This is a genomic window from Pseudomonas sp. W4I3 (assembly GCF_030816195.1).
Classification (GTDB): Bacteria; Pseudomonadota; Gammaproteobacteria; order Pseudomonadales; family Pseudomonadaceae; genus Aquipseudomonas.
In genome coordinates, this window is the sequence record NZ_JAUSXS010000001.1 from 2,937,821 (window position 1) to 2,961,138 (window position 23,318).

The window sequence follows — 23,318 nt, forward strand, 5'->3', positions numbered from 1 at the left end:
GGCTGTGCCTGGACTATTCGGGCCAACTTCCACGCAACGACAAGGACCATGCGGTGATGGTGAGTTGCTCCCTCGGTTTCTGATCAGAGCCGAGTGCCTTGAGCCGCTCGTGGTAGCTGACGAATCCACAAACAATTTCTGCCGATACTCAACTGGCAGACCCCTCACTTCTGAACCTAAAGTTATGCCCTTGAGTTTATATTCCTTGGGTGGCATATTTGCATGATCTGGGACATTGAATACACGGATGAATTCGGAGATTGGTGGGAAGACCTGGGGGAGAAGGAACAATCTTCGGTCGCTGCCAGCGTGGATCTGCTGGGCCTGCTGGGTCCGGGGCTTGGTTTTCCCCACAGCAGCGACATCAAGGGCTCTCGCCACGGCAATCTGCGCGAATTGCGTATACAGCATGCAGGTCGTCCATACCGAGTGCTGTATGCCTTTGATCCTCGGCGCTGTGCGGTATTGCTGATAGGTGGCGATAAAACCGCGCAGCATCGTTGGTATGAGGTGCACGTACCCAGGGCAGAAAAGCTGTATGACGTCCATTTGAAAACATTGCGTAGAGAGGGCCCTGACCATGGCTAAGAAATTCGCTGACCTTAAAGCGCGCATGACCCCCGAGTCGCGCGCGGAGGCCGAGCAGCTGTACCAACGGCATCTGAAAGAAATGCCGCTGCATGAGTTGCGCAAGGCTCAGCAGCTGAGCCAGGAAAGCCTGGCCAAAGCGTTGAATATCAATCAGGCGGCGGTCTCGAAAATGGAGCGTCGCACTGACATGTACATCAGCACGTTGCGTGACTACATACGTGCTATGGGTGGAGAGCTGGAAATTATTGCAACGTTTCCCGATGGCCAGGTAAAAATCGACAACTTCGCTCGCTGAAGACCCCTTGTAGGGCGATGTACAGTGTTTTCATCTCGGCTTGATGGGCTCTTTGTTACCATGGCCGTCCCTTGTCACCCGGAGTCACCGGCCCATGCAGCACCAGTGGGATGAAATGCACCGCACCCGCAAGCCTACGTTCGTTCTGTGTGGCGAGCCTCAGGGGGACGTGCTCAATCTCTACGTTCACGGTTATTCGGCGTTTTTCAGCCAACAACAATTGGCGGGCTTCAAGCAGCAACTGGCCGGCATCGAAGGCTCGACCAACCTGATGTTGTTCTGGCCGGCGGGGCATTTCCTGGAAAACCTCTTCGCACCGTTCAAGGAGGTGATCGCCTCGATGCTCGGCGGAGGCGGCCTGGGCGCGGCGACGGTGGGCGTGGGCAAGGCGATTGCCTACTTTCTCGACCATTACAAAAGTGTCGAGGCGCGGGTCGATGAAGTGGCCAGGACCTTGTTGCCTGAGCTGGCGAGCTACCTGCACGCCGAATCGCTGCAGGTGCGGCAAATCAATCTGATCGGTCACTCCCTTGGCGCCCGGATTTTGGTCAAGAGTGTGCTGGCCAGCCCTGAAGTCGCTGCTGAACTGCCGTTGAACAATGTCTTGCTGATGGGCGGGGCGATCTGTACCTCGAGCCCTTGGGAAGCGGTGTCGGCACCGCTCAAGGGGCGGCTGATCAATTGCCACTCAAGCAAGGACTGGGCGCTGGCGATGAAGCCGGACACCGAGCGTTGCATCGGCCGCTATCCCATCGCGGTGACGCCGGCACTCAAGGCCAAGGTGTCCAACGTGCATCTGGCCAGCTTCGATCACGCGGCCTACTGGCCGCAGCTGAAAACCGTGGTGCAGTACACCGACCTGCTGCAGGAGCGCCGTGGCCTGATCCGCGCCGACTTGCGCAGCAGTGAAGCGCGTTTTGCCGAAGAAGACGTGGATCTGTTTCCGATGCTGGTGCAGGCGCGGCCGGATGAGCTGAAGTTTCTTGCCGAGTTGATGGCACAAAAGCGCAGTGCCACCATTGATGGCGGTGTGCGCGACCCGCTCAAGCTCGCCATCGAGTTGCAGCGCATGGGCGGTGACAGTTTCATGAACCTGGCCCGTGGCCATGGCGTGGCCTATCGCCAGATCGCTGAAGCGGTGGCGCAACGCCTGGGCATCAAGTTTGACGACGCAATCGCCAGCGTGGCCCTGGCGGACATTGAAGGGCAGGTCGCGGAAAAACTCATCGAGCAGTACCAGGACAAACTCAGCGGTGCCGACCGACAGGCGTTCGACGCCGAACTCAAGGCCGCCATGCAAAAAGAGCAAGGCTTGTTTGCACGTCTCGACGTTGGCCGTTCGGCCACCACCGCCTTGAGCGGCACGGCATTGGCCGGGCTCACCGGGTTCATGCTGCGCCGCGGCGCCGCCACGGCGATTCCGGTGGTGGGCCAGGAGTTAGCGGCCGCGATGTTGCTGGTCAGCGGCGTACGGGCGTTTTCCGGCCCGGCGTATTCGATCACCACCCTGGCGGTGCTGGTGGTCGGCGTGATTCGCCAGCGCCTGGAACGTGAGGCGCTGAACCAGGAACTGGACCTGGTGGTGCAAGTGGTCGAGGCGTTTGATCTGCCCCGGGAGACGGTGATGCGCACGGTCGCGTCCGACTGCTAAGCTGGTGTCCTGACTTGTGTTTGCTTGGAATCGCGCGTGAAATTCAGCCTGCCGAAAATTGCTACCGCCCCGTTCTGCCCGCCGGAAGTGGCCGGCTCCGTTGCCGTCGACCCTAAGGCGTCCTTTTTCAAACGTGTGTTGATGTTCGCCGGCCCCGGCCTGCTGATTTCCATCGGTTACATGGACCCCGGCAACTGGGCGACCGCCATCGAGGCCGGTTCGCGCTATGGCTACAGCCTGTTATTCGTGGTGTTGCTGGCCAGCCTGGCGGGGATGGCGGTGCAGTGCCTGTGCTCGCGCTTGGGTATCGCCACCGGTAAAGATTTGGCGCAACTGTGCCGCGAGCGCTACAGCAAGCGCTCTGCGCGTACCCAATGGGTGTTGGCGGAAATTTCCATTATCGCCACCGACCTTGCCGAAGTGCTCGGCTGCGCCTTGGCGTTTCACCTGCTGCTGGGTGTATCGCTGACCACGGGCATCGTCATCACCGCCTTCGACACGCTGTTGATCCTGGCCCTGCAGAACCGTGGCTTCCGCCGCCTGGAAGCGATCATGCTGGCGCTGGTCGCGACCATTGGCGTGTGTTTCTTTATCGAACTGGTGCTGATCAAACCCTACTGGCCGGACGTGTTCAGTGGCTTCACCCCATCCCTGTCGGCCATCAGCGACGCCGCGCCGCTGTACCTGGCCATCGGCATCCTCGGTGCGACCGTGATGCCGCATAACCTCTACCTGCACAGCTCGATTGTGCAGACCCGCCTGATCGGCAAGGACCTGGCCAGCAAACAGGACGCGGTCAAGCTTGCGCGCATCGACACCATTGGCTCCCTGGCCCTGGCTCTGTTGGTCAACGCGGCGATCCTGGTGCTGGCCGCCGCAGCGTTCCACAAGACCGGCCATACCGATGTAGTGGAGATCCAGGACGCCTATCACCTGCTCGACCCGCTGGTGGGCGGCGCGTTCGCCAGCATCCTGTTCGGCATCGCCTTGTTGGCCTCGGGCCAGAGTTCGACCTTTACCGGCACAATCGCCGGGCAGGTGATCATGGAGGGCTACCTCAACCTGCGCATACCCTGCTGGCAGCGGCGCCTGATTACCCGTGGGCTGGCGCTGATCCCGGCGTTTCTCGGGGTGTGGCTGATGGGCGACGACGCCATCGGCAAGCTGCTGATTCTCAGCCAGGTGGTCCTGAGCCTGCAGTTGCCCTTTGCGTTATACCCATTGATCCGTATGACCGGCGACAAGCACCTGATGGGGCCATTCGTTAACCGGCTGCCCACGCGGATGCTGGCGTGGTTTTTGTTTGCGGTGATCAGTGGGGCGAATGCGTGGTTGATCGGGCAGTGGCTGTTCTGACTCATCGATCCCAATAGGGCACCGTCCCGAAACACTCCACAAAATAATCAATCACGGTGCGCACCTTCAGCGACAGCCTGCGGCTACCCGGCCACAACGCGGCGATCTGCTGGGGTTCCAGGGTGGTAGCCACTTCGTACTCGCTGAGCACCGCCTGCAACGTGCCGGCGCGCAGGCCTTCGCCAATCAGCCAGGATGGAAACACCACCAACCCCAGGCCCTGTTCGGCGGCGTGGGTCAGGGTGTCGGCGTGGTTGCCGGTGATCGGGCCCTTGACGCTGTAGGCGCTCCAGTCGCCCTGGTCGCGGCGGAAGAACCAGCGTTCCTGGCCTTTAATGCCCTTGTAGGCCAGGCATTGGTGATTGGCCAGTTCGTCGGGATGGCGCGGCGTGCCGTGCCGCGCCAGGTAGGCGGGGCTGGCGGCGAGGCGGAAGCGTTGTGGCGCGAAGATACGCGCCTGCATGCTGGAATCATTGAGCACGCCGATACGAAACAGCAGGTCGGTGCCGTCCTGCAGCGGGTCGACGAAGGTATCGGTTTGCTGGATATCCAGTTGCAGTTTCGGATAGCGCCGGCACAACTCCCCCAGCCACGGCGCCAGGTGACGCTGGCCGAATACCATCGGCGCATTGATGCGCACCAATCCGCTGGGTTCGCTGTCCTGTTCCTGCAGCGCTTGGCTGGCGGTTTCCAGTTGCTCCAGCATCAAGCGCGCGTGGCGCCCGAGCAGGCGTCCGGCTTCGGTGGGGCTTACGGCACGGGTATGGCGATACAGCAACTGCTGGCCGAGGGCCTGCTCCATCAGTTGGATCTGCCGGGAAATGGACGACGGCGCCAGACCTTCGCGGCGTGCCACCTCGGAAAAACTGCCATGGTCCAGCACCGCGACGAACAGGCGCAGCGCCTTGAAACTCAGCTCATTGAAACCCTGCATCCTGACTCCTGGCTGTGCATATTGCGCAAAGGTGTTGTCGGCATGCTGCCATTTATCGCACAGCTCGACCACTGGATAATGCGCGCCATGTTTCTTCTTCAATTGCAGGTGATGTATGCAGGCACGTTCTATCGAGGGCACGGCGCAGGCCAGGCCGAACCGCAACATTCTTCGGCTGCTGTTGCTGCCGCTGGTGATCCTGGCAGGCATGGGGCTGTCGGTCGAAGCCGGTCTGCTTGGGCCGTTGGGCGTGCAGGTCGGGCATTTATGGGCGACCTTGAGCATCTTCGGCGTTGGCTCGGCGATCCTGTTTCTGCTGTTGCTGTTCAGCGGCCCGCAAAAGGGCCCAGCCCTCACGCAACTGCCGCGCTGGCAGTTGATCGGCGGTTTCCTGGGGCCGATGTACGTGGTGGTGCTGACCCTGGCCACGCCCCATATCGGTGTGGCGATGACGATGATTGCGATCCTGTCCGGGCAGGTGGGCAAGAGTGTACTGATCGACCATTTCGGCTGGTTCGGCACGGCGCGCAAGCGCGTCAATGTGGAGCGCTGGATAGCCCTGGCGTTGATTGTGGCGGCACTTGTTCTGATTGCACGAGGGTAAGGCGATGAATCTGATTCTGTTGTTGGTGGTGGTGGTCGCCGCAGGTGCGGTCTTGAGCGTGCAGGCAGCCATCAACGGTCGCCTGGGCCAGACCGTTGGGGTGTTGCGCAGCAGCTTGCTGACCTTTGCGGTGGGCGCGCTCATCACTGCGCTGCTGATCTTTTTCTTCGAGCCCGCCCAGGCGGTCAGTTTGCTGGACGTGCCGAAGTGGCAGCTGACCGGCGCCTTGTTCGGCGTGGTGTACATGATAGTGATGGTTGGCGCGGTGCCGGTGGTCGGTACGGCGGTCGCCACGGTGGCGGTGATCGTAGGGCAGTTGGGCATGGGCATGCTGATCGACAACTTCGGTTGGCTGGGCAACCCGGCGATCGAACTGTCCGGCAGCCGTATCGTGGCGATGCTATGCCTGGCTCTGGCGCTGGTGTTCATGTACCGCAGCAATACGCGCCAGGCTGACTGACGGCGCTGAACCTTGGCGCCGCGCCGGCAGTCACTGCTTAAGGTGTGGCGTTCGCTGCACTGTGACGACCACGAAGAAGGAGTCTGACCATGCCGGATCCAACCTGTGCTTGCCCACACTGCAAATGCGTACTGGGCGTCGACGCGGTCATGAAGGAGGGGAAGGGTTATTGCTGCCAGGGTTGCGCCGAACATCATGCGCACGGTGAACCCTGCGCTGCGGCAAACGACTGCGAATGCGCCAAGTCGGCTGCCAACGCGAGCTGAACCCTCGAATGTGGGAGAGGGCCTGGTGGGAGGGGGCTTGCCCCCGATGGCGGAGTGGCAGTCACTGAATCTTTGCTTGAAACACCGCTATAGGGGGCATAGGTATCTACACAACTTTGTAGCAGCCTACGGTAACCACGATGCGAAGCGAGCCGCTCTTGATCTTGCTCTTGATCTTGATCTTAGGCGCCCCGTTAAACCACGCTGGCCGCAATTCGACAGTGATTTGGGGGGTAAACCGGCAGGGATGCCGGTTTAGCCGCCTCGCGCCATGGATGGCGCGTGGCGGCGGCCCCCAAATCAGTGTCGGATTACGGGCACACCGAGCGTGAGCGAGGTGCCGAGTGGTGGGGCAGGAGCCCTTTTGGTTACTTTTGGGGCTCTTTTCCAAAAGTGACCCGCCGTAAGGGCGGAACCCTAAGCCGCCGTTACCGCAGCAGCGGATATGTACGCGCTCTGATCCAACATCATTGTCGACTGTCAGGCCGCCATCGGGGGCAAGCCCCCTCCCACATTTTGATCGGCGTCAGGCCTCGGGGACGCCTTTTTCCCAGGCTGACCAGTTGTTCAGAATCGCCTGTACCAGCGGATTTCCCGCACGGTACAAGTTCTCCAGCGCCGGTACGAAGCCGCCCTGATCAGCGTACTTGAGCAGGTTGTCCACTTCGCTGTAGCCCGGATACGGGCGGTCGAAGTCCGAGCCCGCACGCACCACGGCCAGGCGCTGGATATCCACCAGGCCCTCGCGGCTGGCGCGCAGCAGCGCTTCATAGGTTGAGTTGTCTTCCTGCTGGGTCGTGCAGTATTCGCCTTTGTTGTCAGTGAGCAGCTTGGTCCACACTTCGGCGCGCTCGCTCAGGCGCGTACCGGAGAACCAGGTGTTGCCCGCCAGGGTGTCGCAGCGGGTGACTTGCGGCGGCTGGTTGGCTGGTGCGGCGGGGTAGTGCTTGCGCCAGGCGGCGGATTCCTTGCTTTCTGTCAGCTCCACCTTGTGCGACAGGGCAAACGCCTTGGCTTGCAGCTTGGGGTTGAGCTCGAACACTTCGGTCTTGTAGTCCAGCGGCGGTTTTTCGTTGGGCCCCTTGGTGTTGATGCCGATATAACCCGTCGGCCAATCCTTGGGCGCGTCGCGTGAATCCAACTCCCACTGTGTGCCGAATTCCACCAGGTAATGCGCCCAGGCTGCAGTGCCGATGGTGCCGTGTTTGGGGCTGATACCGGCAATTCCGGCGATCAGGAAATAGCTCTGGCGCAAGTCGAACTTGGGCGACAGGGCCAACGCCAGGGTCGATGCGGCGGCGTTGGTCTGGCCCATGCCGGTCACCAGCAGGCATACGTCCTGGGTGTTGCAGCGAATCGCCGGGTATTCGGCGGACAGGCCCGGCACGCGCACTTGCTGGGTGAGTTGCAGGCGATCGATCCAGGTTTGCGCCTCGGGGGCGAACATGGTGATCAGCATCACCTTGGGTTTGATCGGCGCGGCGTCGTCTGCCAGCACCACATGGGGCAGCAGGGCCAGGCCAATGGCCATTGAAAGACGGGTAAGGGTATTCATCTGCAGCTCCTTGATCAGAATTGGTAGCCCACGCCGGCGTAGTAACCCCAGCCGTCGGAGCGGGCGCGGAAGTTGCCTTCGCCGAAATTCAACTCGCTGCCATCTTCCCAGTTGCCGCCGTTGTGGAAGTAACGGCCGACCAGGGTGAAACGCAGGTGGGTGAACGAGTACAGCAACACGTTGGTTGCCACCAGGGAATTGGCGGTGCGCGCCGGGTTGTCCTTGTGCAGGTCCGAGCCGAAATCATAGTTGGTGAAGCCGATGTAGGTCAGCGAGGCACCGTTGTCGAACTTGCCGATGGGCACGATGTATTTCATCTGCGCGCGGTAGCCGTCCCACGAATACTCGTTACTGGCGCCGTAGTTTTCCCACTGGTAGCGCCCGTAGAAGTTGGCCGACAGGTTGACCCGCGAGTGGGTGTCGATATCGGTGCCAAGGCCGCTGTAAAGGGTGTTGGCGCGGTTCGCCTTGTTGCTGCCGTGGTCGTAGATCCAGTCGAACGCCACATACCATTCCTTGAACGGTCCGATCGCCAGGCTGCGGCCGGCGAGGTAGTCGATGGAAATACGTGGCTCATGCTCCATGAACACCGGCGAGCCATGGTCCCACGCGCCTTTATCATTGCTGTTACCGATGCCGAGGATCTTTGGCACATCAATGTAGCCGTACAGCTCGAACGGGCCCTTTCGACCGAAATACTCATATTCCAGGTACACGTCATCCTGCGGCTTGGGGCCGAAGCTGATGTCCTTGCTGCCGATCAGCGTCAGGTCCTGGTTGAACCACTCCGACAGGTAAGCGCCTTTTTTTGCCGGCGGGCTCGCCTCGGGGCTGAGGGTTTCGCCCTGTGCTGAGTCATCGGCGGGTTTGTCCTGCGCCAAAATGGGTGCACTGAGTACTCCCGTAACGGCGGCCAGTAGCAAGGAAACACCAAAGCAAGCACGAGGCGTTGAGGTGGGGTGCATTGAAAATCCCTATTCGTACGCGGTTGAACCCGATTTCTGCGGGTGGAGTGAACCTGGCTGCCAAGTTCGTTCCGCAAACGTTTGCACAGGCTGTACCAACTTTGCTCAATCGTCTGAAAGGCCTGCAAAAAAGCCTGATTAGTCGTCCTTTTGGTCAGAAATGGCTGGGTGTCATTTTGTCGAGCAGATTGCTGGTCTCGCGCCGGTACTCGCTCGGCGTCTGGTTCATCTCGATGCGAAAGTGGCGATTGAAGTTGGACAGGTTGGCGTAGCCGACTTCGAAGCAGATATCCGCCACCGACCTATCGCTTTGCAGCAACAGCCGGCAGGCACGCTGCACGCGGAATTTGCGCATCAGCTCGATAAAACCATGGCCGGTATTGCGTTTGAAGAAGCGCGAGAAACCCGGTTCGCTCATGTCCAGTTGCCGGGCGATGTCCGACAGACGCACGTCGCCGTTCAGTTCACGCATCAGGTAGTCGAAGGCCTTGTTGATACGTTCGGCGCTGCGCGGGTCCAGGGTCGGCGCGTAGCGCGGGCTGGCCAGCACCTTGAGCTGTCGGGGCGGGGCGTTCTTGAGGGTGTCGAGCAGTTGCAGAAACAGGATCAGGCGTTGCAGGCCCTGGGCACTGCCAATGGCTTGCATCAAGTGCGCCGCTCGAATGGCGGTTTCGCCGGTGAACTCAAGGCCGCGTCGTGCCTGTTCAAACAGCGGCTGCAGGTCGCCGAGTTCCGGCAGGGATTCGCGCAGGGCGAGGAGGGCGGCGCCGTCAAATTGCAGCACCACGTCGCGACCGCTCAGGCACTCGCCGGGCGCCAGGTCGCCAATCCAGTCGTGGGGCAGGTCGGGGCCGATCAAGGCAACATGCCCGGCACTGAACGCACCGATGTAGTCGCCCGCCACCAGCTTGCCGCTGCCGTGGCGAATCAGGTGGATTTCAAACTCAGGGTGATGGTTCCAGCGCGCAAACTCCACCGGGTAGTCGTGTTCGAACCAGCGAAAGCAGTGCTCCGGTTCGGGCAGGATCACTTCACGTTCGGCCGGGCGATGCTCGAACAGGGTGGCGCGGATGGGCATGCTGCTGCCTCTTGTACGTTAGATAAGCGCCAAAATACCCGCCTCGGCACGTGCGGCGCTACCCCTGGCAACGCCCGACGCTGATACTTTTTTGCGCCTGGCGCAGCGGTTAAAAAAGTATCGGTCGAGCATCCGTCAGGGGTTTGTGAGACGCCGGCCCAAGCTGCTGTAATCGGCGCTCAACAACAAGAAAAACGGTGGAAACCGCCATGCTCTCAATCCGCAAAGCCGCACTTGCCCCTGCGCTGCTGCTGTCCGGCCTCGCCGTGACACTGCCCAGCCAGGCCGCTGACACCGTGACCATCGCCACGGTCAACAACAGCGACATGATCCGCATGCAGCGCCTGTCCAAGGTGTTCGAAGCGCAGCATCCGGACATCCGTCTCAACTGGGTGGTGCTAGAAGAAAACGTGTTGCGCCAGCGCCTCACCACCGATATCGCCACCCAGGGTGGGCAGTTCGACGTGCTGACCATCGGCACCTACGAAACCCCGCTGTGGGGCGCCAAGCACTGGCTGGAGCCGCTGACCGAACTGCCGGCCGACTACGATGCCGAGGATATCTTCCCCTCGGTGCGCCAGGGCCTGTCGGTCAACGGCACGCTCTACGCCTTGCCGTTCTATGGTGAAAGCACCGTGACCTATTACCGTACCGACCTGTTCAAGCAAGCCGGCCTGAGCATGCCCGCGCAGCCTACCTGGACCCAGCTCGGCGAGTTCGCGGCCAAGCTGACGGTCAAGGACAAGGACCAATATGGCCTGTGCCTGCGCGGCAAGGCCGGTTGGGGCGAAAATATTGCGTTGCTGAGCACCATGGCCAATGCCTTCGGCGCGCGCTGGTTCGATGAGCAGTGGAAGCCCGAACTGACCAGCCCTGAGTGGACGGCCGCGGCCAATTTCTACGTCAACAGCCTCAAGCAATACGGTCCGCCGGGCGTGTCCAGCAACGGCTTCAACGAAACCCTGGCACTGTTCAACAGCGGCAAGTGTGCGATCTGGGTCGATGCCAGCGTCGCCGGCTCCTTCACCACCGACACCAGCCAGAGCAAAGTCGCTGACCGCGTGGGCTTCGCCGCCGCTCCTACCGAAGTCACCGACAAGGGCTCTTCCTGGCTCTACGCCTGGTCGCTGGCCATCCCGGCCACCTCCAGGCACAAGGACGCGGCCAAAGCCTTTATCAGCTGGGCGACATCCAAGGACTACATCCAACTGGTCGCGGATAAAGAGGGCATCACCAACGTACCGCCTGGCACGCGGCAATCGACCTACAGCGAGGCGTACCTGAACGCGGCGCCGTTTGCTCAAGTCACCCTGCAGATGATGAAGCACGCCGACCCGGCGCATCCCTCGGCCAAACCGGTGCCGTACGTGGGCATTCAGTACGTGACGATTCCCGAGTTCCAGGCCATCGGCACTTCGGTCGGCAAGCTGTTTTCGGCGGCGCTCACTGGCGGCATGTCGGTGGACCAGGCGTTGCAGCAGGCGCAGTCCACCACTGAGCGCGAGATGAAGCGTGCCGGTTATCCCAAGTAATGCCACAGGACACCTCAATGAAACGACTTGAAGGAAAGAGCGCGCTGATCACCGGATCGGCGCGCGGCATCGGCCGCGCGTTTGCCCAGGCCTATATCCGGGAAGGCGCCACCGTCGCCATCGCCGATATCAACCTGCAGCGCGCCGAGCAGACGGCCGCCGAATTGGGCCCTCAAGCCTATGCGGTGGCGATGGATGTTACCGATCAGGCCTCGATTGACGCGGCAATGGCCGCCGTGGTCGCCCATGCCGGCAAGCTCGATATCCTGGTCAATAACGCGGCATTGTTCGACTTGGCGCCCATCGTCGACATCACCCGCGACAGCTATGAACGGCTATTTTCGATCAACGTCGCCGGTACGCTGTTTACCTTGCAGGCCGCCGCGCGGCAGATGATTGAGCAGGGCCATGGCGGCAAGATCATCAACATGGCCAGCCAGGCCGGACGACGCGGCGAGGCGCTGGTGGCGGTGTATTGCGCGACCAAGGCGGCGGTGATCAGCCTGACGCAATCGGCGGGGCTGAATCTGATCAAGCAGGGCATCAACGTCAATGCCATCGCTCCGGGTGTGGTGGACGGTGAACACTGGGATGGGGTGGATGCGCTGTTTGCCAGGCACGAAGGCCTGGCGCCGGGGGAGAAGAAGAAGCGGGTAGGGGATGACGTGCCTTATGGGCGGATGGGCACGGCGCAGGACCTGACCGGCATGGCGATCTTCCTGGCTTCGAAAGAGGCGGATTATGTGGTTGCACAGACCTATAACGTCGATGGCGGCAACTGGATGAGCTAGCGACAGTCGGTGAGCTTGCTCCCATGGCGAGCTGACAGGCGAAGTGGGCTGTCAGGCCGCCATCGGGGGCATCAGGTGGATAGGCGTCGGCTTCCTTGGATCACGATGCCCGGTCACTCGGCAAAACTGCGGTCGAAGAAGTAAATTTCTCCTGGCTGCAACAGCTCCAGCGTCGCCTGTGGTCTGCCGCCTTCACCCTGCTTCTTGCGCCCTGTCTCACGCAAGTAGCCCGCCTCGGTCAGCTTCAACAATCGCTGGCGAATACTGGTCTTGAGCACCGGCCGCGCCAGCACTAGGGAAAAAATGGTGGTCGCTTGCGGCGCACTGAATTCCTTGCCCAGGAACATCAACGGCAAGCTGCTGTACAGCGACTTGGACAGCAGCCGTTCCTGCACTGCCGCGACGATCAGGTTGTGATCGAAGGGCAACTTGATACTGCCGTCCGCCACTGCGTTCAGCGAAAACCAGGCCTGATGCTCAGCCAGTGTCACCTCATCCGCCACAATTGCCAGGTAGTGAGTGGACGACGACCAGCAGCGTGGGTCACGAAACGCATCCCCCACCGTGCCAACCTGCTCGCTCCAGGCCAGGTCCAGGCCGACTTTGTCACTGGTGCGCAGCCGTTCCACGGCATCCTTGAGGCTCAAGTCCGGTACATCCCCGTTCACCACCACGCCCGGCAGCGCCCAATGCCCGGCGAAGGGCTCGGCCTCGCGTTTGTTCAGCAACAGTTTGAGTTCGCCCGAGGCGCGGCAGTAAAACAGCACGCACAGGTCGACGGTGTGGAGGTAGGCACTGAGTGGCATGTGAAGTCCTTCTGAACGGCTATCGGCACAGTCTAGCGAAACGAGCGGCGATGTCATGTACTTTCCTGAGCACAAGCTTTTAAAAGTCTGTTGCAATAAAAGTACATGACATGTACTTTTGTTTCAGGCCACCGGAGAATCACTATGACCCTCACGAAAACTGCCATCGCTTCCTTCGATGTCGATGCCCAGAAAAGTTTCACGCCGCTGTGCCCCGACGAGTTGCCCGTAGCCGGCGGTGATCTGATCGGTGCCGAGCTCAACTACATGGCCAGCCTTGCCGGGCATCGCATCGGCAGCAAGGACGCCCACGCCCCGCACGCGCCCTGGGTGGTCGCGCAGCACAGCCAGATGCTGCAACCCACCGGCCTGGCCCACGCCGATGTCACTTGGGTCAGCCACTGCGTACCCGGCACCGAGGGCTTCGCCTTGCTGGATGAGCTGCCCACCCCGTACGACTACGACTACTTCATCTGGAAGGGTGTCGAACCCGACCTTCACCCCTACGGTGCCTGCTACCACGACCTGCACGACAAGTTGTCGACGGGCGTCATCGAATACCTCAAGGCCCACGGTATCGTTCGCGTCATCGTCGGTGGCCTGGCCCTGGACTACTGCGTCAAGACCACCGCCTTGCAACTGCTCAACGCTGGGTTGCAGGTGGTGCTGCACCTGCCGGCGTGTCGAGCGATCACCGAGGAGGGCGCTGTTCAGGCCGTCAATGAGTTGCTCAAGGCCGGCGCTGTCATCAGCAGTACCCGCGAAGAACTGGCCGTGATGGCCCTGCGTTAAGGAGATGCCCCATGGAAAGCGCCTATAACGACGAATCCCCGGTAATCCAGGGCTTGCTCGACACCGACTACTACACCTTCACCATGATGCAGGCGGTGCTGCACCAGCATCCCAACGTGGACGTGGAGTACAACTTCATCGTCCGCTCCAGGGAAAAACTCGGCCACCTGATCCCTGCGCTGCGAACCGAGCTGGAAAAACTTGCCGACCTGCAGATGCGTGAGGGTGAGCTGCGCTTCCTGTTCAACCCGCGTTTTCGCGAATACCTCACGCCGGATTACGAGCGTTTTCTCGGCCTGTTTCGCTTCGACCTGCGCTATATCCACGTGAGTGAGGTGGACGGTCAACTGAACATCCGCGTAATCGGCCCGATGCTGCACTGCATCATGTTCGAGCAACCGATATTGGCGCTGGTCAGTGAACTGCGCAATCGCGAAAAATACCCCGACGTGACCCTGGAAGACGTCACCCGCAAGCTCTATCAGAAGTTCGACTGGCTGGAAAAAAACCTCAGCCGCGAAGAACTCGCCGACCTGCGCGTATCCGACTTCTCCACCCGCCGGCGCCTGTCATTCAAGGCACAGCGTGAAGTGGTAGACATCATGCGCCGCGACTTTCCCGGCCAGTTCCTCGGTACCAGCAACGCGCATCTGGCCTACGAATTCGACTTGCCACTCATCGGCACCATGGCCCACCAATGGCTGATGGTGCACCAGCAACTGGGCCGTCTGCGCGAAAGCCAGAATGCCGCCCTGGAAAACTGGGTGCGTGAGTACCGTGGCCGCCTGGGTGTCGCCCTGACCGACTGCATCAGCACCGACTTCTTCCTCAAGGATTTCGACCTGTACTTCGCCAAGCTCTACGACGGTCTGCGCCAGGACTCCGGTGACCCTATCGCCTGGGCCGACAAAGTCCTGGCCAGATATAAGGAACTCGGCATTGACCCCATGACCAAAGACCTTATGTTCTCCGATGGTCTGAATTTCGAAAAATGCCTGCCGATCCTGCGCCACATTCGTGGCAAGGCCCGGTTCGGCTTCGGCATGGGCACCAGCCTGGCCTGCGATGTGGACGGTGTCGAGCCGCTGAGCATTGTGATGAAGCTGGTACGGGTACACGGTGAGCCGGTGGTGAAATTCTCCGATGACCCGGTCAAGAACGTCTGCGAAGACCCGTCGTTTTTGCAGTACGCGGCACAAGTATTCAACGTTGGTAGCGTGGAGGAATGACATGCACACTCAAGAACGGATCGCGCATGAGCTGAACGTCGACCGCTCGCTGGTCAAAGGCGGCGAGACCCAGGAAATTCAACGGCGCATCGATTTCATCAAGACAACCTTGCGCAATTCTGGCTGCAAGGCCCTGGTGCTGGGCATCAGCGGCGGCGTCGACTCCCTGGTGGCCGGGCGCCTGTGCCAGCTGGCGGTGGAGCAACTGCGCGATGACGATTACCCGGCGCGTTTCATTGCCATGCGCCTGCCCTACAAGAGCCAGGCGGATGAGCATGATGCGAGCGCCTCCCTGGACTTTATCCAGCCCGACCAGACCGAAACCCTGAACATCGCCGCCGGCGTCGACGGGCTGATGTCCAGTCTGACCGTGTCGGATGTCAGCGCCGAACGCGTGGATTTCATCAAAGGCAACGTCAAGGCGCGGGCTCGGATGATTGCCCAGTACGCGGTGGCCAATTTGCATAACGGCCTGGTGGTGGGCACCGACCAGGGCGCCGAGGCCTTGATGGGGTTTTTCACCAAATTCGGTGATGGCGCCTGCGACCTGGCACCACTGTCGGGCCTGACCAAAACCCAGGTGCGCCTGCTGGGCGCGGGCCTCGGCGCGCCGGCCAGCCTGGTCGGCAAGCTGCCTACCGCCGACCTGGAAGAATTGGCACCGGGCAAGGCTGACGAGCTGGCCTACGGCTGCACTTATGCAGAGATCGACGCGTACCTCATGGGCGAGCCGGTCAGTGAGCGGGTGAGGGCGATCGTCGAGGAGGCGTACCGCAAAACAGCGCACAAACGCGCGCTGCCTTTTGTGCCCGCCTGATCAACGCTCGATCGACCGACTCCAGCGCGCGTTCCACTCCGGGCGCGCCTGGTTGACCTGGTCCCAGTCGATTGAAATCGCCGTTTGTAGATAACCCTGCATCGCTTCCACGCGCGCGCGGGTTTTATCGGTGGTTGGCGTGGTCGGGTTCGACGGGATCTGGTCGCCTTCCTCCAGCGCCGGCGCCTGGGCCTCGGCGGTCAGCAGAAACGCGGCGAGTTTCTGTGCCAGTTCCGGCTGGTCGTTGCGCGCGATCACGCATTCGGCCACGTTCAGCACCACCGCGCCTTCCTTGGGCTGGGCGTATTCCATGGGCACGCCGAGCAGTTTCTGGGTCGCTACCTGAGTCGGGGTGAGGGGGAAAATCGCGGCCTCGTCGGTCTGTACCATCTCGGAAATCTTCGCCGAGCTGGCGATGTATTCCAGCACATTGGGGCCGACGGTTTTTGGCCAGGCCTTGAAGCCCGGCTCCACGTTGGTCTCGTCGCCGCCCTGGATACGGTTGAACATCAGGAAGCCATGCAGGCCGAAGGTGGAGGAGGCCAGCGACTGGAACACCACTTTGTCCTTGAAGCGCGGGTCGGCCAGGTCCATCCATGAGGTCGGCGCCGCCCAGCCTTGCTCCTTGAACATCTTGGCGTTGTAGCCAAGGCCTGTGACGCCGAGCGTTACGGCCACGGCCTGGTCCTTGATTTTCGCCTTGGCCGGGATCTGCTCCAAAGGCGGGCTTGGCGCGAGTGTGTCGCACAGGCCCATGGAAATGGCGCGGTACATGATGCCGTCGTCGAGGAACATCACGTGCATCTGCGGGTTGTCTTTGTTGGCCTGGACCTTGGCAAGAATATCCGACGAGGTGCCCGGCACAATGACCACCTTGACGTTGTTGGCCTTTTCGAAGGCGGGCAGCACTTTATCGGCATAGACCCGTTCCATGGTGCCGCCGTTCATGCCCAGGTACAGCGTGGGCGCGGCATGGGCACTGGTGGCGAGCAGGGCGAGGGACAAGCAGGACAGCGCACTACGTGGGTTCATGGGGTTTTTCCTCTCAGGCTTGGAAACGACGGATGGAAAACGCTTCAATGGGCTGGCGGCTGGCGCCTGTGCAGACGATCTCTGCCAGGGCTTCACCCACCGCAGGCCCAAGCTGGAACCCGGCACCGGCAAAACCGAAACCATGGAGCAAGCCGGGCTGGGTGCTGCTGGGGCCGATCACTGGTTCATGATCGGGTAGATAACCTTCGGTGCCGCTCCAGGTACGGATGGCCTGGGCGCCTTGCAGGAACGGGTACAGCTCACCCGCGCTGCGCAGAATCTCCAGCACCGCCGCCTGGCCGGGCCTGGCCTTCTGAGGCCCGAGGGCGAAGCCGCGACCACCGCCGAGGATGCAGTTGCCGCGTGCCACTTGCCGCGCATAGATTCCGCCGCCTTCGACGCCGGTGCTCACGTCCATCACTAGGGGCAACGGCTCGGTCACCAGCATCGCCGGGTGGGCCGAGACCATCGGCACCGGCTCGCCAAATTGCGCCGCGACACTGCCGGCCCACGCGCCGGCGCAGTTGAGCAGCCAGGGCGCCTGCAGGTGCAGGCCATGGGCGCAATGCACCTGGAACCGCTGGCCGTCATGTTCGATTCGGCTCACCGGTGCCTGCTCATACACCGCTGCGCCACAGCGCTGCGCCGCGCGGGCGAAGGCCGGCGATACCAGGCGTGGATTGGCGTGGCCGTCCTCGGGGCAGAACGAAGCGCCCACGGCGATATCGCCCACCCATGCAAATCGCTGACGCAATTGGGTGTAATCGAGCAATTGCAGGTTCAGGCCAAAGCCACGGGTGTGCGCGGCATAGGCTTGCAGCGCGGCGAAGTCATCATGACTGCGCGCCAGTTTCAGATGCCCGGAGCGCACGTATTCGCCGTCGATGCCGATCAAGCCCGGCAGGTCAGCCCACAATTGATGGGCGCGCTGTGACAGCGGCAGCTGATGCAACGGTCGTCCCTGGCGCCGCACCCCGCCATAGTTCACACCGCTGGAATGCGAGCCACAAAAATCCCGCTCCACCAATGCCACACGCTGACCCTGGCGCGCCAGCATCAAGGCCGCCGACGCGCCGACGATGCCACCGCCCACCACAATCACGTCGATCACGGCTGCACCTGCACACCAAACGGCAGCGGCTTGATCGGCGCCTGACCACGCAGGCGCCCGACCTGTTCGATGCTCCGCCCGCTGCGCTGGGCGACAATCTCCACCGCCGCCAGCCCGCACATGCGCCCCTGGCAGCGGCCCATGCCAACGCGGCAATGGGCTTTGACCCGGTTAATCTCCCAATGGCCTTCGTCCACCACCGCGCGCACCTCGCCGACACGGACTTCTTCGCAGCGGCACAGGGTCAACTCATCCGGCGCCTGGGCGGCCCACTGCTCAGGGAAGGGGAACGCGGTTTCCAGGCCCTGGCGAAAGCGCTGAATATTCGCCAGTTGCTGTTCCAGCCGCCTGATGCGACGTTGATCGACCCCCCTGCCGATGTCTTCCAGTACGGCCAGCGCTGCGCGCTCACCGGCCCATTGCGCGGCGTCGGCGCCCATGATGCCGGCCCCATCGCCCGCCAGGTACACCTGCGCGACGCTGCTGCGCCCGGCGCTGTCGCGCTGCGGCAGCCAGGCACGGTTGAGATCGTTCCAGGCAAACTCGCAACCGAGCAGGTCCGCCAGTTGCGTCTCACTGCGCAGCGCATGGGCGAAGGCCACGGCGTCGCACGCGAGGCTGTGTTCGCCCCAGCGAATGCCGCTGACCCGCTGTGTGCCGTCGATCTGCCGCAGCGTTGCGCCCTGATGCACGGCAACCCCGTGGGCTGTCAGCCAGGCGCGGTAGTACAGGCCCTTGGCCAGGGTCAACGGCTGCCCGAGCAGTGCCGGCAGTGCGCGGCATTGGGCGCTGAACGGCGCGCTGTCGAGCACCGCCACGACCTTGGCGCCGGCCTTGGCATACTGGTAGGCGACCAGATACAGCAATGGCCCCGAACCACAGAACGCGACGCGCTCACCGATCGCGCAGCCCTGGTATTTCAGCGCAATCTGCGCGGCACCCAGGCTGTAGACGCCGGGCAAGGTCCAGCCGGGCACCGGCAGGATACGGTCGGTGGCGCCGGTGGCGACGATGACTCGTGAAAACTCGACGCTCTCGGCGCGGTCACCAGTGAGTGTGTCCAGGCGTGCATCTTCTGCATTCCACACCAGCGTTTCGGGGCGGTAATCGATCACCGGTGCCAGTTCGTCCAGAGTGCGATGCACGGCTTGCGCCTTGCCCGCTTCGAAGCCGTAAAGCTGCTTGGCCGAACGTTGAAAATTCACCGGTTGACGCCGGTAGATCTGCCCACCGCCGCGCAGGCTTTCGTCGATCAGGCAAGGCGTGATGCCGTGTTCGAGCAGCGTTCGCGCCGCCGTGATGCCTGCCGGGCCCGCGCCCACGATCACAATAGGTTTCATGCGCGGCGCCCCGGTTCACGGCTGATCGCCTGGCCCTCTTCCAGCAGCGTCGAACAGGCGCGCACCCGCCGCCCGTCTTCAAGGCGCACCCAGCAGTCCTGGCAGGCGCCCATCAGGCAGAAGCCGGCCCGGCGCTCAGCGCTGAAGTCGCTGCCACGCAGGTGCTCGGCGCAGGTCAGAATGGCCGTCAGCAGGGTGTCGCCGAGCAGGCCCTCAGCCGGTTGGCCATCGAGGGTGAACGCCAGGGCGGGGCGCCGGGTTTCAGCCAGTCGCTTGAACAGAGCCATCAGTGTTTCCCCACCAGCACGCGATCCAGGCCGTAAACCCGGTCGAGCAGAATCATGGTCGCCGCGGTCAGCGCGATCACCAGCGCCGAGACCGCCGCCATCATCGGGTCGATGGATTCGGTGGCGTACACGTACATGCGCACCGGCAGGGTTTGGGTCGCCGGCGAGCTGACGAAAATCGACAGGGTCACTTCATCGAAACTGTTGATAAACGCCAGCAGCCAGCCACCGGCCACGCCCGGCAGAATCATTGGCAGCGTGATCTGACGAAACAGCGTGAAGCGGCTGGCGCCGAGGGATTCGGCGGCCTGTTCGGCACTGCGATCAATACCGATGGCGGCCGCGAGCACCAGGCGCAGCACGTAAGGCGTGATGATCACCACGTGCGCGAGCATCAGCCAGGTGAAGCTGCCATTTACGCCCATCAGCGCAAACAGGCGCAACAGGGCGACGCCCAGCACCAGGTGCGGAATGATGATCGGCGACAGGAATAACGCACTGAAAAAATTGCGCCCCGGGAACGCATAGCGGCTGATCGCCAACGCCGCCGGCACCGCGATCAGCGTAGCCAGCGTCGCGGCGGTGAATGCCAGGACCAGGCTGTTATAGAACGCCTGGATAAAGTCGGCGCGCTCGAACACCGCGCGAAACCAGCGCAGGGAGAAGCCCGACGTCGGCAGGCTCAGGGTGTTTTCCGGGGTGAAGGCCACCAGGCATACCACCACCAGCGGCGCCATCATGAACACCACCACCAAGGCGTGGAAGCCGAGGGCCAAAGGACCGTTTCTGGACATGCGCTTAAACCCCCAGGGACTTTTTGTAGCGGCCTTCGAGCATGCGGTTCCAGCTCAGCATGATCAGCAGATTGACCAATAGCAGCACCACGGCGATGGTCGCGCCCATGGGCCAGTTGAGTTCCGAGAGGTATTGGTCGTACACCACCGTGGCGACCATTTTCAGGCGGCGTCCGCCGAGCAGGCCGGGGATCGCAAACGAGCTGGCGGCCAGGCCGAACACGATCAGGGTGCCGGACAGCACGCCGGGCATCACCTGGGGCAAGACGATCTTGCGCATCACCGTGGCTTGGCTGGCCCCCAGCGACAACGCGGCCTGTTCAGCCGACGGGTCGAGCTTCTGCAAAGAGGTCCACACCGGGATGATCATGAACGGCAGCATCACATGCACCAGCGCGATGATCACCGCGAAGGGCGTATACAGCAGCTTCACCGGGCGGCCACCGAGCCATTGGATGGTCTGGTTGACCAGCCCGTCGGCGCCCAGCAACAGGCTCCAGCCAAAAGCGCGCACCACCACCGAAATCAGCAACGGCGTGAGGATCAGAATCAGGAAGATCGAGCGCCACGGTGTGCCCATGCGGCTGAGGATATAGGCCTCCGGCACGCCGATCACCACGCACAGCAGGGTCACCAGCGCACTGATCCAGAAGGTGCGCCAGAAGATCTCGTAGAAGTAACTGTCGCTGAACAAAGACAGGTAATGGGCCAGGGTCCACTCATCGGCCTTCACGCCCACCTGGTAGTCGAATACGTTGAACGACAGCACCAGGGTAAGGCCCAGCGGCAGTATCAACAGCCCGGCAAACAGCACCAGGGCCGGCAGCGAAAGTAAGTAGCCGCGACTCATGGGCGCACCTCGTCCGCCGCCAATACGCGCAACAGGTCCGCTTGCCAATCCAGGCCCACTGGCGCGCCGCTGCTCAGTGGCGCGCTGCCGTCGTTGCTGCGCACCACGGTAATTTCGCCAAGGTCGGTATGCACGCGGTACAGCCACTGGCTGCCGAAGAAGTAGCGGTCCAGCACCTTGCCCTGCAAGCGGCCGGCGCCTGCGCCCAGTAACTGGATTTTTTCCGGGCGCAGGCTCAGGGTCAGCGCGCCATCGCCGCCAGCCTGGCGCACTTGCGGGATGCCCAGGGCATCGTAGTCGCCGGCGAGCAGGTTGGCCTTGCCGACAAAGTCCGAGATAAACCGTGTGCGCGGGTGCTCGTAGAGCGTGTAGGGTGCATCGATCTGGGTCACGCGTCCGGCCTGCATCACCACCACGCGGTCGCTGATCGACAGCGCCTCGGCCTGGTCGTGGGTGACCATCAAGGTGGTGATGCCCACCGCGCATTGGATGCGGCGGATTTCAAACTGCATTTCTTCGCGCAGGTTGGCGTCGAGATTGGACAACGGCTCATCAAGCAGCAGAACCGGCGGCTCGATCACCAGCGCCCGTGCCAGGGCCACGCGCTGGCGCTGGCCACCGGACAGCTCCCGAGGGTAGCGCTCGGCATGTGGGGCCAGGCGCACCAGCTCCAGCACGGTTTTGACTCTGGCGGCGATCTCGCTGGCGGGTACCTTGCGCATCTTCAGGCCGAAGGCGACGTTGTCGCGCACCGTCATGTGCGGGAACAGCGCGTAGCTCTGGAACACCACGCCCAGGCCTCGACTGGCGGGCTTGGCATGGGTGATGTCGCGGCCATCAAGCAGGATCTGCCCGCCGCTCACGTCAACGAAACCGGCGATCATCTGCAGGGTCGTGGTCTTGCCGCAACCCGAAGGGCCGAGCAGGGAAACAAACTCGCCTTGTTCTACCGCAAGGTCGGTGGCGACCACCGCATCGACGGCGCCATAGCGTTTGCTCAAGGCGCGGAGTTGGAGAAATGCCATGTCTGCGTTCCACCTTATTGAGTCGCGTCGAAAACGCGCTTTTTTGTTTTGGGCAGATGCGAAAGAACTATTTCGGGTGCGCTGGCGCTCAATCTCAAGTCGGCTGCCGGTTGTTGTTCATTTCGCCCCTGTGGACGCAGATTAGGACGAAGACTAGAGTGGGCGGAAGATGGTATTTCACTGAATGGATAACTATTTTCGATTTTATTCATTCAATAGAATTGGGCTGGAGAAGAAGCGTGAAAGATTCCACTGAGCGGAATAGCGAAGCCAGGGAGGTTGGGGCAGGCGGCGTCTCTCGCCTGTTCGCACTGTTGCGCACCCTGGGCCAAGCGCCTGAAGGCGGTGAGCGGGTTACCCAGCTCGCGCAACAGGTCGGCCTCTCGCAACCCACCACCCACCGGCTGCTGCGCAGCCTGATGGACGAAGGCATGGTCGAGCAGGACGCGCGCAGTAAACGCTACCGGCTGAGCCTGGAGCTGTTTGCCCTGGCGGCGAATGCCGGCAACACCGGCAACCTGCGCGATCTGGTGCGGCCAAGCCTGTTGCGTCTGAGTGCCTCGCTGGGCGACTCGCTTTTTTTGCTTGCCCGCAGTGGCTTCGACGCGATCTGCCTGGATCGCAGTGAAGGTCCGTACCCGATTCGCACCTTCACCGGCGATATCGGTGGGCGCGTGGCATTGGGCGTAGGGCAGGGCAGCCTGGCGATCCTGGCGTTCCTGCCCGAGGAAGAGCGCGAAACGGTGATTCGCTACAACCTGCCGCGGCTCAAGGATTTTCACCTCTACGACGAGGTGCTGCTGCGTTCCGAGGTGCAGAACGTACGCAGCCTCGGGTACGCCGCGCGCAACACGGGCGTGCTGGAGGGCATGGCAGGGCTGGCGGTGCCGATTCTGACCCGTGATGGGCATGCGGTAGCGGCGTTGAGCGTGGCGACCATCAGTGATCGCCTGGGTCCGAGCCGCTTGCCGATGGTGGTCGAGTTACTGAAGCGAGAGGCGGCGGCAATCGGGCCGCGGATCAATCCGTTTGATCCTACATTGCGTCGGCCTTCGCAGGCGTTTGGTGGGTAGCCTTTTCTGATGCGCACGAGGGCGTAATCGAGAGAGTGGCTGTTTTCAGAAACGGTCCTACGCGAATGCACGTCTGTTTCGCAT

The 23,318-nt window shown here is 62.2% G+C and carries 25 protein-coding genes; 13 read left to right on the forward strand and 12 right to left on the reverse strand.

All coding sequences use genetic code 11. From position 1 onward, the window contains the following. The first annotated feature begins 222 nt into the window (after positions 1–222). The 4 genes from QF045_RS13635 to QF045_RS13650 all read left to right on the forward strand — a co-directional run bounded on the left by QF045_RS13635 (position 223) and on the right by QF045_RS13650 (position 3,893). Entirely contained in the window at positions 223–588 is a 366-nt protein-coding gene (locus QF045_RS13635) for a type II toxin-antitoxin system RelE/ParE family toxin (RefSeq protein WP_306492641.1), read from the forward strand. Continuing rightward, entirely contained in the window at positions 581–886 is a 306-nt protein-coding gene (locus QF045_RS13640; protein ID WP_306492642.1) for an XRE family transcriptional regulator, read from the forward strand. The genes QF045_RS13635 and QF045_RS13640 overlap by 8 nt, the downstream gene beginning before the upstream one ends. A 94-nt stretch (positions 887–980) precedes the next feature. Further along, on the forward strand, positions 981–2,537 hold the full coding sequence (locus QF045_RS13645; RefSeq protein ID WP_306492643.1) for a DUF726 domain-containing protein: 1,557 nt from the start codon (positions 981–983) through the stop codon (positions 2,535–2,537). Positions 2,538–2,573: 36 nt separating this feature from the next. Then, entirely contained in the window at positions 2,574–3,893 is a 1,320-nt protein-coding gene (locus QF045_RS13650) for an Nramp family divalent metal transporter (RefSeq protein WP_306492644.1), read from the forward strand. Between the two features lies 1 nt (position 3,894). Here the strand turns inward: QF045_RS13650 and QF045_RS13655 are convergent, their stop codons facing one another. Further along, the gene (locus QF045_RS13655; protein ID WP_306492645.1) at positions 3,895–4,827 is read right to left on the reverse strand and encodes a LysR family transcriptional regulator; all 933 of its coding nucleotides are present in this window, start codon (positions 4,825–4,827) and stop codon (positions 3,895–3,897) included. A 115-nt stretch (positions 4,828–4,942) separates the two neighbouring features. Between QF045_RS13655 and QF045_RS13660 the strand changes: the two genes are divergently transcribed. The 3 genes from QF045_RS13660 to QF045_RS13670 all read left to right on the forward strand — a co-directional run bounded on the left by QF045_RS13660 (position 4,943) and on the right by QF045_RS13670 (position 6,157). Further along, positions 4,943–5,431 carry a DMT family transporter gene (locus tag QF045_RS13660; protein WP_124386223.1) on the forward strand — a complete coding sequence of 163 codons (489 nt, stop codon included), beginning with the start codon at positions 4,943–4,945 and terminating at the stop codon, positions 5,429–5,431. A 4-nt stretch (positions 5,432–5,435) separates the two neighbouring features. After that, positions 5,436–5,891 (forward strand): DMT family transporter, encoded by a 456-nt coding sequence (locus QF045_RS13665; protein WP_306492646.1) that lies wholly within the window; start codon positions 5,436–5,438, stop codon positions 5,889–5,891. Positions 5,892–5,980: 89 nt separating this feature from the next. After that, positions 5,981–6,157 carry a metallothionein gene (locus QF045_RS13670; RefSeq protein ID WP_124386225.1) on the forward strand — a complete coding sequence of 59 codons (177 nt, stop codon included), beginning with the start codon at positions 5,981–5,983 and terminating at the stop codon, positions 6,155–6,157. 526 nt (positions 6,158–6,683) lie between these two features. Here the strand turns inward: QF045_RS13670 and QF045_RS13675 are convergent. From QF045_RS13675 to QF045_RS13685, 3 genes are all read right to left on the reverse strand, one after another. Continuing rightward, positions 6,684–7,712: a purine nucleoside permease gene (locus tag QF045_RS13675; protein ID WP_306492647.1), complete on the reverse strand. Its 1,029-nt coding sequence runs from the start codon at positions 7,710–7,712 to the stop codon at positions 6,684–6,686. Between the two features lie 14 nt (positions 7,713–7,726). After that, the gene (locus QF045_RS13680; RefSeq protein WP_306492648.1) at positions 7,727–8,677 is read right to left on the reverse strand and encodes a nucleoside-specific channel-forming protein Tsx; all 951 of its coding nucleotides are present in this window, start codon (positions 8,675–8,677) and stop codon (positions 7,727–7,729) included. Between the two features lie 154 nt (positions 8,678–8,831). Continuing rightward, the gene (locus tag QF045_RS13685; RefSeq protein ID WP_306492649.1) at positions 8,832–9,755 is read right to left on the reverse strand and encodes an AraC family transcriptional regulator; all 924 of its coding nucleotides are present in this window, start codon (positions 9,753–9,755) and stop codon (positions 8,832–8,834) included. A gap of 209 nt (positions 9,756–9,964) precedes the next feature. On the opposite strand from QF045_RS13685, the gene QF045_RS13690 reads away from it, so the two are divergent. Together QF045_RS13690 and QF045_RS13695 are read left to right on the forward strand one after the other, a co-directional pair. Continuing rightward, the gene (locus QF045_RS13690) at positions 9,965–11,287 is read left to right on the forward strand and encodes a sugar ABC transporter substrate-binding protein (protein WP_306492650.1); all 1,323 of its coding nucleotides are present in this window, start codon (positions 9,965–9,967) and stop codon (positions 11,285–11,287) included. A gap of 17 nt (positions 11,288–11,304) precedes the next feature. Then, positions 11,305–12,078: an L-iditol 2-dehydrogenase gene (locus tag QF045_RS13695; protein WP_306492651.1), complete on the forward strand. Its 774-nt coding sequence runs from the start codon at positions 11,305–11,307 to the stop codon at positions 12,076–12,078. Positions 12,079–12,191: 113 nt separating this feature from the next. On the opposite strand, the gene QF045_RS13700 is transcribed toward QF045_RS13695, so the two are convergent. Continuing rightward, positions 12,192–12,884, reverse strand: coding sequence for an NUDIX hydrolase (locus QF045_RS13700; protein WP_306492652.1), 693 nt, complete (start codon positions 12,882–12,884; stop codon positions 12,192–12,194). A gap of 144 nt (positions 12,885–13,028) precedes the next feature. Here QF045_RS13700 and QF045_RS13705 point away from each other — a divergent pair, with 144 nt between their 5' ends. From QF045_RS13705 to nadE, 3 genes are read left to right on the forward strand one after another with little or no spacing between them, the layout of a single operon-like run. Continuing rightward, positions 13,029–13,676: a nicotinamidase gene (locus QF045_RS13705; RefSeq protein ID WP_306492653.1), complete on the forward strand. Its 648-nt coding sequence runs from the start codon at positions 13,029–13,031 to the stop codon at positions 13,674–13,676. A gap of 11 nt (positions 13,677–13,687) precedes the next feature. Then, positions 13,688–14,905, forward strand: a complete 1,218-nt coding sequence (gene pncB / locus QF045_RS13710; RefSeq protein ID WP_306492654.1) for a nicotinate phosphoribosyltransferase — start codon at positions 13,688–13,690, stop codon at positions 14,903–14,905. 1 nt (position 14,906) lies between these two features. After that, positions 14,907–15,722, forward strand: a complete 816-nt coding sequence (gene nadE / locus QF045_RS13715) for an ammonia-dependent NAD(+) synthetase (RefSeq protein ID WP_306492655.1) — start codon at positions 14,907–14,909, stop codon at positions 15,720–15,722. Here the strand turns inward: nadE and QF045_RS13720 are convergent, their stop codons facing one another. Genes QF045_RS13720 through QF045_RS13750 form a run of 7 tightly spaced genes read right to left on the reverse strand, consistent with a single transcriptional unit; the run spans position 15,723 to position 22,161 of the window. Beyond that, positions 15,723–16,754 (reverse strand): ABC transporter substrate-binding protein, encoded by a 1,032-nt coding sequence (locus QF045_RS13720; protein WP_306492656.1) that lies wholly within the window; start codon positions 16,752–16,754, stop codon positions 15,723–15,725. 13 nt (positions 16,755–16,767) lie between these two features. Continuing rightward, a complete protein-coding gene (locus QF045_RS13725) occupies positions 16,768–17,865 on the reverse strand; it encodes an FAD-binding oxidoreductase (protein WP_306492657.1) in 1,098 nt (365 codons plus the stop codon). Then, entirely contained in the window at positions 17,862–19,205 is a 1,344-nt protein-coding gene (locus QF045_RS13730) for an NAD(P)/FAD-dependent oxidoreductase (protein ID WP_306492658.1), read from the reverse strand. Before QF045_RS13730 ends, QF045_RS13725 begins: the two co-directional genes overlap by 4 nt. Beyond that, complete coding sequence (locus QF045_RS13735) at positions 19,202–19,492, reverse strand: (2Fe-2S)-binding protein (RefSeq protein ID WP_306492659.1); 291 nt, start codon at positions 19,490–19,492, stop codon at positions 19,202–19,204. The genes QF045_RS13730 and QF045_RS13735 overlap by 4 nt, the downstream gene beginning before the upstream one ends. After that, positions 19,492–20,286: an ABC transporter permease gene (locus QF045_RS13740; RefSeq protein ID WP_306492660.1), complete on the reverse strand. Its 795-nt coding sequence runs from the start codon at positions 20,284–20,286 to the stop codon at positions 19,492–19,494. Before QF045_RS13740 ends, QF045_RS13735 begins: the two co-directional genes overlap by 1 nt. Before the next feature lie 4 nt (positions 20,287–20,290). Continuing rightward, positions 20,291–21,136 (reverse strand): ABC transporter permease, encoded by an 846-nt coding sequence (locus tag QF045_RS13745; protein ID WP_306492661.1) that lies wholly within the window; start codon positions 21,134–21,136, stop codon positions 20,291–20,293. After that, entirely contained in the window at positions 21,133–22,161 is a 1,029-nt protein-coding gene (locus tag QF045_RS13750; protein WP_306492662.1) for an ABC transporter ATP-binding protein, read from the reverse strand. The genes QF045_RS13745 and QF045_RS13750 overlap by 4 nt, the downstream gene beginning before the upstream one ends. Positions 22,162–22,400: 239 nt before the next feature. Here QF045_RS13750 and QF045_RS13755 point away from each other — a divergent pair, with 239 nt between their 5' ends. Continuing rightward, entirely contained in the window at positions 22,401–23,234 is an 834-nt protein-coding gene (locus QF045_RS13755; RefSeq protein ID WP_306492663.1) for an IclR family transcriptional regulator, read from the forward strand. Positions 23,235–23,318: the final 84 nt, after the last annotated feature.